This is a genomic window from Amycolatopsis sp. NPDC104587 (assembly GCF_055583645.1).
This window is the reverse complement of the sequence record NZ_JBVJNO010000006.1, coordinates 136,584-150,428: the sequence shown is the minus strand read 5'-3', so window position 1 is coordinate 150,428 and position 13,845 is coordinate 136,584. Positions and strand designations below refer to the sequence as shown.

The 13,845-nt window shown below is 70.0% G+C and carries 14 protein-coding genes and 1 tRNA gene; 8 read left to right on the top strand and 7 right to left on the bottom strand.

Annotation, left to right across the window (positions count from 1 at the left end):
• The first annotated feature begins 70 nt into the window (after window positions 1–70).
• The 3 genes from ACZ61C_RS19450 (at window position 71) to lon (ending at window position 4,273) form a co-directional block, all read left to right on the top strand.
• A complete protein-coding gene (locus ACZ61C_RS19450) occupies window positions 71–925 on the top strand; it encodes an SAM-dependent methyltransferase (protein WP_465308574.1) in 855 nt (284 codons plus the stop codon).
• The gene (locus ACZ61C_RS19445; protein WP_465308572.1) at window positions 922–1,770 is read left to right on the top strand and encodes an SAM-dependent methyltransferase; all 849 of its coding nucleotides are present in this window, start codon (window positions 922–924) and stop codon (window positions 1,768–1,770) included. Before ACZ61C_RS19450 ends, ACZ61C_RS19445 begins: the two co-directional genes overlap by 4 nt.
• 100 nt (window positions 1,771–1,870) lie before the next feature.
• Window positions 1,871–4,273 (top strand): endopeptidase La, encoded by a 2,403-nt coding sequence (gene lon / locus ACZ61C_RS19440; RefSeq protein WP_465308570.1) that lies wholly within the window; start codon window positions 1,871–1,873, stop codon window positions 4,271–4,273.
• A gap of 73 nt (window positions 4,274–4,346) precedes the next feature.
• Here the strand turns inward: lon and ACZ61C_RS19435 are convergent, their stop codons facing one another.
• A complete protein-coding gene (locus ACZ61C_RS19435) occupies window positions 4,347–5,168 on the bottom strand; it encodes a class I SAM-dependent methyltransferase (protein WP_465308568.1) in 822 nt (273 codons plus the stop codon).
• Window positions 5,169–5,460: 292 nt separating this feature from the next.
• Window positions 5,461–5,543: transfer RNA gene (locus ACZ61C_RS19430), tRNA-Tyr, on the bottom strand.
• Between the two features lie 128 nt (window positions 5,544–5,671).
• On the opposite strand from ACZ61C_RS19430, the gene ACZ61C_RS19425 reads away from it, so the two are divergent.
• Window positions 5,672–6,163 (top strand): YajQ family cyclic di-GMP-binding protein, encoded by a 492-nt coding sequence (locus ACZ61C_RS19425; RefSeq protein ID WP_247015184.1) that lies wholly within the window; start codon window positions 5,672–5,674, stop codon window positions 6,161–6,163.
• Between the two features lie 50 nt (window positions 6,164–6,213).
• Here the strand turns inward: ACZ61C_RS19425 and ACZ61C_RS19420 are convergent, their stop codons facing one another.
• The 3 genes from ACZ61C_RS19420 to ACZ61C_RS19410 all read right to left on the bottom strand — a co-directional run bounded on the left by ACZ61C_RS19420 (window position 6,214) and on the right by ACZ61C_RS19410 (window position 7,894).
• Window positions 6,214–6,570 carry a toll/interleukin-1 receptor domain-containing protein gene (locus ACZ61C_RS19420; protein ID WP_465308567.1) on the bottom strand — a complete coding sequence of 119 codons (357 nt, stop codon included), beginning with the start codon at window positions 6,568–6,570 and terminating at the stop codon, window positions 6,214–6,216.
• On the bottom strand, window positions 6,567–7,160 hold the full coding sequence (locus ACZ61C_RS19415) for a hypothetical protein (RefSeq protein WP_465308565.1): 594 nt from the start codon (window positions 7,158–7,160) through the stop codon (window positions 6,567–6,569). The genes ACZ61C_RS19420 and ACZ61C_RS19415 overlap by 4 nt, the downstream gene beginning before the upstream one ends.
• Before the next feature lie 65 nt (window positions 7,161–7,225).
• Complete coding sequence (locus tag ACZ61C_RS19410) at window positions 7,226–7,894, bottom strand: hypothetical protein (RefSeq protein WP_465308563.1); 669 nt, start codon at window positions 7,892–7,894, stop codon at window positions 7,226–7,228.
• A gap of 189 nt (window positions 7,895–8,083) precedes the next feature.
• Between ACZ61C_RS19410 and ACZ61C_RS19405 the strand changes: the two genes are divergently transcribed.
• Window positions 8,084–9,220, top strand: a complete 1,137-nt coding sequence (locus tag ACZ61C_RS19405) for a sialidase family protein (RefSeq protein ID WP_465308561.1) — start codon at window positions 8,084–8,086, stop codon at window positions 9,218–9,220.
• A gap of 74 nt (window positions 9,221–9,294) precedes the next feature.
• The gene (gene rfbA, locus ACZ61C_RS19400) at window positions 9,295–10,176 is read left to right on the top strand and encodes a glucose-1-phosphate thymidylyltransferase RfbA (protein ID WP_465308559.1); all 882 of its coding nucleotides are present in this window, start codon (window positions 9,295–9,297) and stop codon (window positions 10,174–10,176) included.
• Between the two features lie 88 nt (window positions 10,177–10,264).
• On the opposite strand, the gene htpX is transcribed toward rfbA, so the two are convergent.
• Window positions 10,265–11,125, bottom strand: a complete 861-nt coding sequence (gene htpX / locus ACZ61C_RS19395) for a zinc metalloprotease HtpX (protein WP_465308557.1) — start codon at window positions 11,123–11,125, stop codon at window positions 10,265–10,267.
• A gap of 136 nt (window positions 11,126–11,261) precedes the next feature.
• Between htpX and ACZ61C_RS19390 the strand changes: the two genes are divergently transcribed.
• Together ACZ61C_RS19390 and ACZ61C_RS19385 are read left to right on the top strand one after the other, a co-directional pair.
• Window positions 11,262–12,230, top strand: coding sequence for a YncE family protein (locus tag ACZ61C_RS19390; RefSeq protein ID WP_465308555.1), 969 nt, complete (start codon window positions 11,262–11,264; stop codon window positions 12,228–12,230).
• 40 nt (window positions 12,231–12,270) lie between these two features.
• Window positions 12,271–13,146 carry an LLM class F420-dependent oxidoreductase gene (locus tag ACZ61C_RS19385; RefSeq protein WP_465308553.1) on the top strand — a complete coding sequence of 292 codons (876 nt, stop codon included), beginning with the start codon at window positions 12,271–12,273 and terminating at the stop codon, window positions 13,144–13,146.
• Between the two features lie 58 nt (window positions 13,147–13,204).
• On the opposite strand, the gene ACZ61C_RS19380 is transcribed toward ACZ61C_RS19385, so the two are convergent.
• On the bottom strand, window positions 13,205–13,573 hold the full coding sequence (locus ACZ61C_RS19380; protein ID WP_465308551.1) for a YrdB family protein: 369 nt from the start codon (window positions 13,571–13,573) through the stop codon (window positions 13,205–13,207).
• Window positions 13,574–13,845: the final 272 nt, after the last annotated feature.

The window sequence follows — 13,845 nt, the reverse complement described above, 5'->3', positions numbered from 1 at the left end:
CGACTGGCGGATCCCCGCGGACGCCCGCGCTTTGTAGGCTGGCCACCAGGATGAGGGAGTGGGAGCCGAAGTGACCGATCAGCGGGATTCCGCGCCCAGAGCGCCCGAAGGCGTCGACACGGAGAAGCCGTCGGCGGCCCGGATCTACGACTGGTACCTCGGCGGTACCCAGAACTGGGCCGTGGACCGCGAGTTCGGCCGGCGCATGGAGCAGCAGTGGCCGCTCGTGCGCCCCGGGTCGAAGCAGAACCGCGAGTTCATGAACCGCGCGGTGCGGGCGGCGCTGCGGGCCGGGATCCGGCAGTTCGTCGATCTCGGCTCCGGGGTCCCGACGGCCGGCAACGTGCACGAGGTCGTCGAGGCGGAGCTGCCCGACGAGCACGACGCGACGGTCGTCTACGTCGACTACGAGCCGGTCGCCGTCGCGCACGCGACGCTGATCCTCGAAGAGGAGGCGGCGACCGACTGGGCCGGCATCGTCCAGGCGGACATGCGGGACGCGAAGGCCGTCCTGCGCGCCGCGGAGACGAAGCGGCTCATCGACTTCTCCAAGCCGGTCTGCCTGATCATGGCGGCGGTGCTGCACTTCGTCGGGCCGGACGACGACCCGCACGGCCTGCTGGCGGACTACCGGGACGCGCTCGCGCCGGGCAGCTGGCTGGCGCTTTCGCAGATGAGCGAGGGTGACGGGAGCGGCGAGTACCTGGCGGGCCTGCGCTGGTTCGTCGAGCAGTACCGGAAGACGAGCAACCCGGTCTGGCTGCGCGACCGCGAGGAGATCGAGCCGCTGTTCGGCGACTGGCCGCTGCTCGAGCCGGGCATCGTGCACCTGCCGGACTGGCGGCCCGACCGGAAGCTGAACGCGCTCGAGGCGGAAGCGCGGCCGTACGCGTGGTGCGGCATCGCGGAGAAGCCCGGCGGATGAGCGAAACCGCGCCGATCGCCCCCGCCGGGGTGGACACCGACAAGCCGTCCGCGGCCCGGGTGTACGACTGGTACCTCGGCGGGAACCACCACTGGGCGGTGGACCGCGAGTTCGGCCGCCGCGTCGAGAAGGTGTGGCCGCTGATCCGGCCGATCTCCCGGCAGAACCGGGCGTTCATGAACCGCGTCGTCGCGGCCGCGATGGACGCCGGCGTCCGCCAGTTCGTCGACCTCGGCTCCGGGGTGCCGACGGCGGGGAACGTGCACGAGATCGTCCGCGACCTGCTGCCGCCCGGCGAGCGGGCGTCGGTCGTCTATGTCGACTACGAGCCGGTGGCGGCCGCGCATTCGCGGCTGATCCTGGAGCGCGAGGGCGCGTCGGACTGGGCGGGGCTCGTCGAGCGGGACATCCGGCGGCCGAAGGAGATCTTCGCCGACCCGACAACGTCGTCATTGATCGACTGGGCGCGGCCGGTGTGCCTGCTGATGATCACGGTGATGCACTTCGTCGGCCCGTCCGACGACCCCGCGGGGCTGATGGCGGAGTACCGCGCGAAGCTGGCGCCGGGCAGCTGGCTGGCGCTGACGCACGGCACCTGCCGCGACGACGCGCCGCCGGACCGCGCGGCCGAGGTGCACCGGTTCATCGACGCCTACCGCGACACGTCGAACCCGGCGTGGCTGCGCTCGGCCGACGAGCTGCTGCCCTGGTTCGGCGGCTGGCCGCTGCTGCCGCCGGGGATGACGTCGTTGCCGGACTGGCGCCCCGACGAGCGTCCGACGGTCCTGGACTTCGAAACCCGGCCGTTCGCGTGGTGCGCCGTCGCACGCCGCCCAGCCCGCTGAACTGCGCTTTCCCTGATCGCTGTGGGCGAACGCACCATCGGAAACAAACATACCCATCGGAGAGTTGAGCTAGGCAGACTCAACTACCCGAGGAGTGCACATGACCGACACCCGCCTCCTGCCCGTGCTCCCGCTCGATGACGACGTCGTGCTGCCGGGCATGGTCGTCCCGCTCGACCTCACCGACACCGAGACGCGGGCCGCGGTGGAGTCCGCCCAGGCCAAGACGCCGAGCCAGGCGTCGTTCCCCGGCATCCGGTCCACCGGCACCGCCAAGGCCGAGGTCCTGATCGTGCCGCGTGTCCACGGTGAGTACGCCGGGTACGGCACCGTCGCGACCGTCGAGCGCATCGGGCGGGTGCCCGGCGGCAAGGCCGCCGTCCTGCTGCGCGGCACGAGCCGCGCGCTCGTCGGCCGGATCGCCGACGGACCCGGCGCCGCCCGCTGGGTGCACGCCGAGGACGCCCCCGAGACCACCGACGACCGCACCGCGCCCCTCGCGGCCGAGTACAAGGCCGTCGTCATCTCGATCCTGCAGCAGCGGGGCGGCTGGCAGCTGATGGACGCCGTCCAGCAGGTCGAAGACCCGTCCGCGGTCGCCGACCTGTCCGGCAACGCGCCGTACCTCGACACCGACCAGAAGGTCGAGCTGCTCACCACGCTGGACGTCACCACGCGCCTGGAGAAGGCGCTCGAGTGGAGCAAGGAACACCTGGCCGAGCTGGAAGTCACCGAGACGATCCGCAAGGACGTCTCCGAAGGCATGGAGAAGCAGCAGAAGGAGTTCCTGCTGCGCCGCCAGCTCGAGGCGATCCGCAAGGAGCTGGGCGAGCTCGACGGCTCCACCGACGACACGGACTACCGCGCCCGCGTCGAAGGCGCCGAGCTGCCCGACGCCGTGAAGAAGGCCGCGCTGGCCGAGGTGGACAAGCTGGACCGGACGTCCGAGCAGTCCCCCGAGGGCGGCTGGATCCGCACTTGGCTGGACACCGTCCTGGAGCTGCCCTGGAACGAGCGCACCGAGGACGTCTACGACATCGCCGCGGCGCGGGCCGTGCTCGACGCCGACCACGCCGGCCTCGACGACGTCAAGGAACGCATCATCGAGTACTTGGCCGTGCGCAAGCGTCGGGCCGAATCGGGTCTCGGCCCGGTCGGTGGACGGCGTTCGGGCGCGGTGCTCGCCCTCGCGGGCCCTCCCGGGGTCGGCAAGACGTCGCTGGGTGAGTCCGTCGCGAAGGCCATGGGCCGCAAGTTCGTCCGGGTCGCACTGGGCGGCATCCGTGACGAGGCGGAGATCCGCGGTCACCGCCGCACCTACGTCGGCGCGCTGCCCGGCCGGATCGTCCGCGCCATCAAGGAAGCCGGGTCGATGAACCCGGTCGTGCTGCTCGACGAGATCGACAAGGTCGGCGCCGACTACCGCGGCGACCCGACGGCGGCGCTGCTCGAAGTGCTGGACCCGGAGCAGAACCACACGTTCCGCGACCACTACCTCGAGGTCGAGCTGGACCTGTCCGACGTCGTGTTCCTGGCGACGGCCAACGCGCTCGAGACCATCCCCGGCCCGCTGCTGGACCGCATGGAGCTCGTCACGCTGGACGGCTACACCGAGCACGAGAAGGTCACCATCGCCCGCGACCACCTGCTCCCCCGGGAGCTGGAGCGCGCCGGGCTGGGCGTCGCCGACGTGAGCCTGACTGACGCCGCCTTCAGCCGGATCGCCGCCGAGTACACCCGCGAGGCGGGCGTGCGCGACGCGAACCGCACGATCGCGAAGGTGCTGCGGAAGATCGCGACCAAGGTGGCGCTGGACGAGGTGGCCCTGCCGCTCACGGTGGACTCCCCGGACCTGGAGACCTACCTGGGCCGGCCGCGGCACCTGCCGGAGTCGTCGCTGCCCGCGTCGACCCAGCGGACCGCGACCCCGGGTGTGGCGACGGGCCTCGCGGTGACCGGCGCCGGCGGTGACGTCCTCTACATCGAGGCGTCGCTGGCGGACAAGGAGTCCGGCGCGTCCGGGCTGCAGCTGACCGGTCAGCTCGGTGACGTCATGAAGGAGTCCGTCCAGATCGCGCTGTCCTACCTGCGCTCGCACGGCGCGGAGCTGGAGCTGCCGGTGGGCGACCTGCGCGAGCGGGGCATCCACGTGCACGTCCCGGCGGGCGCGGTCCCGAAGGACGGGCCGTCGGCGGGCGTCACGATGACGACGGCGCTGGCGTCGCTGCTCTCGGGCCGCGTGGTCCGGGCGGACGTCGCGATGACCGGCGAGGTGTCCCTGACCGGACGCGTCCTGCCGATCGGCGGTGTCAAGCAGAAGCTGCTGGCGGCCCACCGGGCCGGGATGAAGACGGTGATCATCCCGCAGCGCAACGAGCCGGACCTCGACGACGTCCCGGCCGAGGTGCTGTCCCAGCTGGACGTCCACGCGGTGGCCAACGTCCGCGAGGTCCTCGACCTCGCCCTGACCCCGGCTTCGACGCCGGTTTCCCAGGCGGCGTAACCCCGAGCGCCGCCGCCCCCGGACGGCCGGTTTCCCCTCCCCCAGGGAAACCGGCCGTTCTTCCGTTCCGGGGTCAGAGCCGCCGCGCGGCGACGAGGTACCCGGTGCCGAGGCGGCCCGCGGCGCCACGGGCCACGGTGGACTCCGGCCGCGCGCGCCACCGCCGGTCCCAGCGCCGGACGACGCGGTCGAGCGGCGGCACCAGCGCGGTGACGTCGTAGAACAGCGTGTCCTCCGGTTGCAGGCCCGCCTGCCACAGTTCGTGGTGCAGCCGCCGGGTCGGCAGCGCCTGGATTCCGGTGCGGCGCGCGCCGTGTTTTTGCGGGACTCTCAGCGCGTGCTCGAGGCCGCCGAGAACGCGGCGCGCCGGCCAGTACAGGCCCCATTCGAACAGCCGGTAGGGGCTGCGCGGGTTGAGCATCGTGACGACCACGAGCCCACCGGGCCGCACCACCCGCGCGATTTCCGTCAACGCCGTGCCGATGTCGACGTACTCGAGCACGCCCATCGCGAGCGCGATGTCGAAAACGCCGTCGGGGAACGGCATTTCTTCGATGTCCCCGACGGCAAAACCGGCCGCTTCCCGCACGCGCCGGCGGCCGGCGTCGACCATCGCGGCGGACCGGTCGCACCCGGTGACGGCGAAGTCCCCGGGCCGGTCGTCGACCAGGTGCCGCACCATCATCCCGGGCCCGCAGCCGACGTCGAGCAGCTTCCCGCCGGCGCAGCGCCGCAGCACCTGGTCGACGGCGTGCATGCGGGAGTGGTGATATCGGGCGGTGGGCCCCCATCCGGAGTAGGAATCGGCGTAGTCGGCGACGAGCTGGGCGTCGGCGTACTGGACCTGCACGAGCTGTTCACGCACCGGACGTTCGAGTGTGCCGGGAACGGGCATGTTCGCCTCCATCGATCGGACCTCTGCCACCCAGCTGGGTCGAGCGGGCCGAGAAAGCCGTTACGGATTCCCGGACGATTTCGAAAGTGGGTCCGTACCTACGAATGAATCTTCCACCGTTTCGCCGCAGAATTGCCGCCGAATCGCGGCTTTAATCGACACCGGGCATTTATTGGACAATTCGAACATCTGGCTGTACAGCGGGGAAACCACCGGCAAACATTCGCGTCCTGTATACAAGGAAACGGCCCCGCGACCGGAGTAACGGTCGCGGGGCCGCGCCCACTGTGGGTGGCGGGTGAGGGATTCGAACCCCCGTAGGCGTAAGCCAACTGGTTTACAGCCAGTCCCCTTTGGCCACTCGGGTAACCCGCCCAGGCCGGTCGTACCGGCCGGGGAGAAGCTTACCCAACGCCTCTCGGCGGGGGTCAACCGGGATGCCCGTCCCGTGGTGGGGGCTAGGCTGGGTGCCCCTGACAAGCGAGTACGAGGTGTGAGGACACGTGGCGGATCCCTCTTTCGACGTCGTGAGCAAGGTCGACCGCCAGGAGGTGGACAACGCGCTGAACCAGGCGAGCAAGGAGCTGGGCACGCGGTTCGACTTCCGCGGCACGGGCACGACGATCAACTGGTCGGGCGAGGAGGCGATCGCGATCGAGTCCGAGACCGAGGAGCGCGCCCTGGCCGCGGTCGAGGTCTTCAAGGAGAAGCTGATCAAGCGCAGCATCTCCCTGAAGGCGTTCGAAGCGGACGAGCCGGCCCTCTCGGGCAAGATCTACAAGATCGGCGGCAAGATCCTGCAGGGCATCGCGTCGGACAAGGCGAAGCAGATCGCCAAGTTCATCCGCGACGAGGGGCCGAAGGGTGTGCAGGCCCAGATCCAGGGTGACCAGCTGCGGGTGTCGGGCAAGAAGAAGGACCAGCTGCAGGACGTGATCGCCTTGCTGAAGGGCAAGGACTTCGAGATCGCCCTGCAGTTCACCAACTACCGGTGACCCCCCTGCGGGCACCCGGCCCCGGGTGCCCGCAGGCGTGACGCGCGTCATCACCACGGGCTCCGGGCGGCGCCTCCCTCCGGGGCGAACGCCTCGAACGGCCACGAGGCCGTCCCCTCGGCCACGAGCGCTCCGCTGGGCAGAAGCGCGAACTTCGGGACCTCACGCACGGTCGCGATGTGGAACTCCCACGCGGTCCAGGCCGTCTTGCGGTAGTTCTCGCTCACCACCGCGACGAACGCCGAGGCGGTCAGCAACCGGCTGCGGACCGACTCGAGCCTGGTGAGTCCCGACTCCGCCCAGTCGAGATCGTCGACGTAGACGTCGGCAAACCCGAGCCGGTCACGCAGCCGGCCCAGCGCTTCCAGCGTGTTGTCCGCCCGCGAGTAGCTGACGAAGACGCTCATCCGGTACCGGCATTCGCGACGTCGAGCAGGTTGAGCGAGTAGGCCACCATGGCCACGCCCACCAGGACGATCAGCAGCAAGTAATAGATCATCGACGCGTTGAACGCCGCCGTCCGCCAGTTCACCGCCGCCACCTCTTGTGTGTGCTGGTAGCCACCGGCGCAGCGTGAGCCGCGCCGGAGCCAGATCTCTTTCATCAACAGCCTGAGCCGGCGCTGATAGTAGAAGCTGAACGCGTCGGCGATCCAGAAAGCGACGATGATCAAGAACGCGGCCACGAAGACGGCCGGGTTCAGCTTCTTGTCACTGAACGTCGCCACCAGCACACCCGCCGGTACCAGAACAGTGGCGCACAGCTTCTTCAGCTCGAAACACGAGTCCGCGGCCTTCAGGGTCGCGGCGTGAAGCTGGTCCAACTGCTCCTTGTCCAGGGAATCCGCTGACGGTTCGCCGGAAACGGATCGCTCCGCCGGCGGGGTTTCGCCAAGGTTCGGGCTCCCTGGTGGTGTTTTCCGGAACTCCCGCGCGACCCAGGCCGACAAACCCAGCACCGCGATCACGGTCGTCGCCCGTCCGGCCCGGTTTGCCACCCCGACAGTCTGCCGCAAGCCACCGGCGCGGAAATGGACAATTCCGGTCCAAAAATGCCCCCGGATCAGGACGGCGTCAGCGTCCAGCTCGCTTCATAACCATCCACCCGCACAAAAGCCGGCCCCCGGAGATCGCGCTCCACCTGGACGTCACCGATCTGGTTCAACAGCAGATCCCGCTTCTCCGGCGACATCATCCACAGCGCGATGTTCCCCCGAGTCTTCGCCGTCAGCTGCACGCGGCTCACCCCCTCCGGCAGACGGAGCACCGCGTCACCCTTTCCGGACGAAGCCGCTCCCGCCGCCGCAGTAGGCAGGCTTCGCTGGTCCGCGATCGTCGCCGTCCAGGCTGCGTTCGCGTGGATCGTCACCCTCTTCACCGGCTGGTCCGGGTACGTGTTCAGCCACGTCGTCCCCTTGTACGCGCCGATCGCGTTGACCAGGCCGTGCTCGCCGCCGTCGGTGTCGATGATCACGTTGCTCGTGCACTTCGGGCAGTCGAACGTGAAGAACCCCAGCTGGTCCGCCGGCCACGTGGTCGCGAACTCGCCGCTCCCCTTGCCCGTGTGCGTCTCCGTCGGCACTTCGCGCGGCGCCGGGGGCGCGGTCGACGACGGCGTCTGGGCCGCCGCGCCGGAAGCGGCGACGATCTCGCCGTAGCCGCCGATGCCGGATGCGCACCCGGACGTCAGCACCACCGCCGCTGCCAGGACGCAGGACAGCCGAACTCTCATCGTTCCCCCTCAAGACCCTCAGGTGATCTTTCGACGCACTTTGCCCGGGCGTTACTGTCGCCGAGGGTGATGGATCACCCATTCGCGGTCGGCAAACCCCTCGAACGCGCGAATGCGCCGTGTGACTGTCCACGGTGGACCCCGCACGCGTGTTGTAATCGCGCGGTCACCGCGTGGAGAGGGTCAAGGATGCGCCGCTTGCTCGTCTTCGTGCTGCCAGTCGTCCTCGCCGCCACCCTGCTGACGCCCGCGAGCGCCGCCGAGCGCCAGCAGCTCGTGCCGGGCTACGGCTCCTACGCGCGGCTGATCCGGCTCGAGCACTCCATCATCGGGCGCGGCCGCATCATCGCGACGCTGACCAGCGAAGACGCCGGCGGCAAGTTCACGCCGGTGATGGAGAGCACCGACGAGGGCGAGTCGTTCCACAAGATCGGCGAGATCCACGACCCCGACGGCCGGTACGGCATGTGCTGCGGCACCGTCTACGAACTGCCGCAGCGGGTCGGGAAGCTGCGGGCCGGCACGCTGCTGTGGGCCGCGTCCTACCGGCAGGACGCCGGGGCGCAGCGGCGTGTCGGGATCCGCGTCTGGGCCAGCAAGGACGGCGGCCGCTCGTGGCTGTTCCTGTCCGAGGCCGCGCGGTCGCACAACATCGACGGCATCTGGGAGCCCGAGTTCACCGTCGACGCCGGCGGCACGCTCTGGCTGCACTACGCCGACGAGACGCAGGCGCCGAAGTACGCGCAGGTGCTCAACCGCGTCGCCTCGACCGACGGCGTGACCTGGGGCACCAAGCAGCTCACCCTGGCCATCCCGCCGGACCGCGTCCGGCCGGGCATGCCGATCATCCGGCGGCTGCCCGACGGCCGGTATTACTTCGCCTACGAGATCTGCAACTTCCGCGACCGCTACTGCGACCCGTACTTCAAGATCTCGCCCGACGGCGCCAACTGGGGCAGCCCGACCGACCCCGGCACCCGCGTGAACACCGCGAACGGCAACTACTTCCAGCATGCTCAGACGATCACGCTGTTCCCCGGCGGCCCGAACGGCGTCCGGATCGTCATGGTCGGGCAGATCTACACCAATGCCAAGGGCGCGCCACAGCCCGGCAACGGCCAGGTGCTGCTGGCCAACGACAACTTCGGCAGCGGTAACTGGTACGAGCTGCCCGCCCCCGTGCACATCACCGGCATCTACAACAACTTCTGCCCCAACTACTCCTCGACGCTCCTGCCGGTCGACGACGGCAAGAACGTCCTGGAGGTCGCCACCGAGTACAACCTCGGCTGCAAGGCCTACTTCGGCAAGGGACCGGCCTTCTAGCGCTTCCCGATCGAGCCTTCCAGACTCCCCCGTAGGGTGGGTCCCGGCCGAGAACCGACCAAGGGAGGCAGCTCATGAAGGGCATCGTGCTGGCCGGAGGCAGCGGGACGCGCCTGCACCCGATCACCCAGGCGGTGTCGAAGCAGCTGCTGCCGGTGTACGACAAGCCGATGGTCTACTACCCGATCTCGGTGCTGATGCTGGCCGGGATCCGGGAGATCCTGATCATCTCCACCCCCGCCGACCTGCCGAACTTCCGCAAGCTGCTCGGCAACGGCGACCAGTTCGGCCTCTCGTTCACCTACGCCGAGCAGCCGAGCCCGAACGGCCTGGCCGAGGCCTTCGTGATCGGCGCGGACTTCATCGGCGACGACGACGTGGCGCTGGTGCTCGGCGACAACATCTTCTACGGCCAGGGCTTCTCGACCCGTCTCCAGGACGCGGTGCGCGAGCTCGACGGCTGTGTCCTGTTCGGCTACCCGGTGAAGGACCCCGAGCGCTACGGCGTCGGCGAGGTCGGCGCCGACGGCAAGCTGATCTCGATCGAGGAGAAGCCCGAGAAGCCGCGCTCGAACAAGGCGATCACCGGGCTGTACTTCTACGACAACGAGGTGGTCGAGATCGCGCGCTCGCTGAAGCCCTCGGCGCGCGGCGAGCTGGAGATCACCGACGTCAACCTCGCGTACGTGCACAAGGACCGCGCGACGCTGGTGGAGCTCAGCCGCGGCTTCGCCTGGCTGGACACCGGCACGCACGACTCGCTGCTGGAGGCCGGGCAGTTCGTGCAGGTGCTGGAGCACCGGACGGGTGTCCGCATCGCGTGCCTCGAGGAGATCGCGCTGCGGATGGGCTTCATCGACGCCGACGAGTGCTACGCGCTGGGCATGAAGCTGGCGAAGTCCGGCTACGGCGACTATGTGAAGGCTGTCGCGGTGGCGGCGGGGGCTTCGGCCTAACTCGGGCTTCACCCGACCGGGTACCAACGACGCCACTTTCCCTGAGAAAGATGCGCTGTTTCACGCGGGCTTCACGCGGTTGGCGTGCTCAGAGGCCGCCGGGGGCGCGGCGCGCCATCTCCTCGAGCCGCGCGATGCGATCGGCGATCGGCGGGTGGGTCGAGAACAGCTTGCTCAGCCCCTCTCCCGGCCGGAACGGGTTCGCGATCATCAAATGGGACTGTGACACCAGCTGCGGCTCAGCCACCAGCGGCCGCGCCCGTGTGCCGGCCTCCAGCTTTCGCAGCGCCGACGCCAGGCCCAGCGGATCACCGGTCAGCTCCGCGCCGGACGCGTCCGCCTGGTATTCGCGGGACCGGCTCACGCCCATCCGGATGACCGCCGCCGCGATCGGGCCGATGAAGATCAACAGCAGGCTGACCAGGGGGTTTCCGTCGCGGTTGTTGCCGCCGAAGAACAGGGCGATGTTCGCCAGCACGCTGATCACGCTGGCCAGCGCGCCCGCGACGCACGAGATCAGGATGTCGCGGTTGTACACGTGGGACAGCTCGTGGCCGAGCACCGCGCGCAGCTCGCGCTCGTTCAGCAGGTCGAGGATGCCGGTCGTGCAGCAGACCGCCGCGTGGCGGGGGCTGCGGCCGGTCGCGAAGGCGTTCGGCGCGCTCGTCGGGCTCAGGTACAGCTGGGGCATCGGCTGGCGGGCGACGTGGGCGAGCTCGCGCACGATCCGGTACATCGTGGGCTGCTCGACCTCGGACACCGGCCGGGCGTGCATCGCGCGCAGCGCCAGCTTCTCCGAGTTGAAGTAGGCGAACGCGTTCATCCCGAGGGCGACGAGCAGGCCGATGACCAGGGCGCCACGGCCGAACAGCCCGCTGATCGCGACGATGATCGCCGACAGCAGGCCGAGCAGCAACGCCGTCTTCAACCCGTTCTGGTGCCCGTGCACGCGCGCTCGCCTCCGTCCGCTCTGTTCCCCGGGGTTACCCAAGGGAAACAACGCGATCGGGGGACGCGAAGTTCCTTCACGTGATCGTCCGGCGGGTTACGCTCGGACCGCGAGTTGATCACGAGCGGAGGCGCCGATGCGAGGTCGCCAGATACGCCGGCGGACCCTGTTCGCCCTGGTCACGGCGGGTGCCGGCGCCCTGGCTCTGCCCGGGTCCGCGTGGGCGGAGGACGTCCGCTCGGTCGAGGTCGGCGGGGCCCCGGCCGGGGTCGCGGTGAATCCGGTCACCGGGCTCGCGTACGTCGCGGATCCCGGCTCCGGGACGGTCTCGGTGGTCGACCCGCAGAGCGCGTCGGTCGTCGCCGAGGTGCACGTCGGCGGGGCGCCGGCCGACGTCGCCGTCGACCCGAAGGCCGGCCGGATCTACGTCGCGAACCCGCCGGCCGGCACCGTCGTCGTACTGGACGGGCGGACCCACGACCTGGTGAGCGTCATCGGCGCGGGCGCCGGCGCGTCCGCGCTGGCCGTGGACGAACAGGCCAACCGCGTCTACGCGGCCAGCGGCGGCACCGGCACGCTCGCCGTGCTCGACGGCGTGAGCTGCACCCTCGCGGCGCTCGTCCCGGGCCCGAAGCCGAGCCTCGCCGGGATCGCGGTCGACCCCGGCCGCAAGCTCGCCTACTGCGCCAGCACCGGCACGGACTCGGTCGAGGTGTTCTCGATCGACAGCGGGAAGTTCGTCGGGAGCGTGAAGGTCGGCGCGCGGCCGACCGCCGTCGCGGTGCACGCCGCGAGCGGCACGGTGTACGTGGCCAACTCCGGCATCCACCACATGTCCATTGTGGACGCCGCGACGCGCACCGAGCGCAAGACCGTGTTGCTGCGCAGTGAATCCTCCGCGCTGGCCGTGCACCAGGGCACGAACACGGTGTACACCAACGGCGGGCAGAACGGCCTGAGCCGGATCGACGGAACGGGCGGCACGCTCACCGGCGAGCTGTCGCTGGGCGTCAACCCCGGCGACGTCGCGGTCGACCAGCGGACGCGCACGGTGTTCGTCACCGATCCCTTGCACGGCAGGGTTTCCGTGATCCGCGATTTTTGACCCGGCAGCTGGCGTAACTCCAGGTATACGGTCGGAGACTATGAAACTCGGACTGCAGATCCCCGACTTCACCTGGCCGAACGGGGCGTCCGCGCTGGGCGCCGACCTCGCCTCCGTCGTCCGCACCGCCGACCAGGCGGGCTTCGACTCCATCGCCGTCATGGACCACTTCTTCCAGATCGCCGGGGTCGGTCCCGTCGAGAACGACATGCTCGAGGCGTACACCGCCCTGGGCTTCATCGCGGCGCACACCGAACGCGCCAAGCTGCTGACCGTCGTCACCGGCGTGCTCTACCGGCACCCGGGCGTGCTGGCCAAGGCGATCACGACGCTCGACGTGCTCTCCGGCGGCCGCGCGATCCTCGGCATCGGCGCGGGCTGGAACGAGGAGGAGTCCCGCGGGCTCGGCTTCCCGTTCCCGCCGGTCGCGGAGCGGTTCGAGCTGCTGGAGGAGAACCTCCAGTACGTGCTGCAGATGTGGGCCGACGGCGACGGGCCGTTCAAGAGCAAGCACTTCGACGCTTCCCGCCTGCTCAACGTGCCGCAGGCGCTGTCGAAGCCCCGCCCGCCGATCATGATCGGCGGCGGCGGCGAGAAGAAGACGCTGCGGCTGGTCGCGAAGTACGCCGACCAGTGCAACCTCTTCAACAGCCCGGAGCTGGAGCACAAGCTCGACGTCCTGAAGCGGCACTGCGACACCGAGGGCCGCGACTACGACACGATCACCAAGACGGTTTACCACGTCCTCGACATCGGCGAAGACGGCTCGAAGACGGGCCCGCTGCTGGCGGAGCTGGAGCGGCTGAACGGGCTCGGCATCGACGTAGCCCTGGGCGCGGTCCCCCACGTGCACAAGACCGCGGTGCTGGAGAAGTTCGGCACTGATGTGATTCCGGCCGCCGAGAAGATCGGCTGAGCAAGTCGCGATCGGCAAGATGCCGTGGAGGCCTCCTCGCCCGAGGCCTCCACGGGCGTCAGCCGTCCTTGGCGACGCGGCGGGTGAGCGCCGCGACGCCGATGCCGACCACGGCCAGCACGACTCCCGTCACCACCCAGCCCACCAGGGCCAGGACCACCCCGGTCACCGCGAACAGGGCGAACTCCACCAGGAAGCGGGCCGGTTCCCCCAGCCGCCGGCGCGCCCTCGGCGCGACGAACAGGCCCCAGATCGCCGCTGCCGCGACCGGTAGCAGGACCGCGTCGACGATCGCCAGGGCCACTCCGGCGCCGAGCTGGGTGCCAGCCAGGGCGAGGCCGCCCAGGAGGGCCAGCTCCGTCAGGAAGCGGACCGTCAGCACCACGCCCGCGACCCCGCTCAGCCGGGGACCCGTCTCCGAACTCATCCGGCCAGCCTAGGACCCGTCAGGCCGTGACCACGGGCCGACTCTGCGCTCGGCGAACACCGGAGCTGGCGGGGTCAGGCGGAAACGGCGACGGCCTTGTCGCGGAGCTCGGCCAGCACGCCGGCTCGGTCCGGGAGGAGCAACATCTCCGCTCGCGCGGGTGTCCTTCGACAGAAAGATGTCGCCTGCATCACCCTCCCCAGTGACCGAACGCCTCCAGGTCGTGACGCGGCCGGCCCAAGATCCGCGTCCACAGTGGACGTTACGGATAC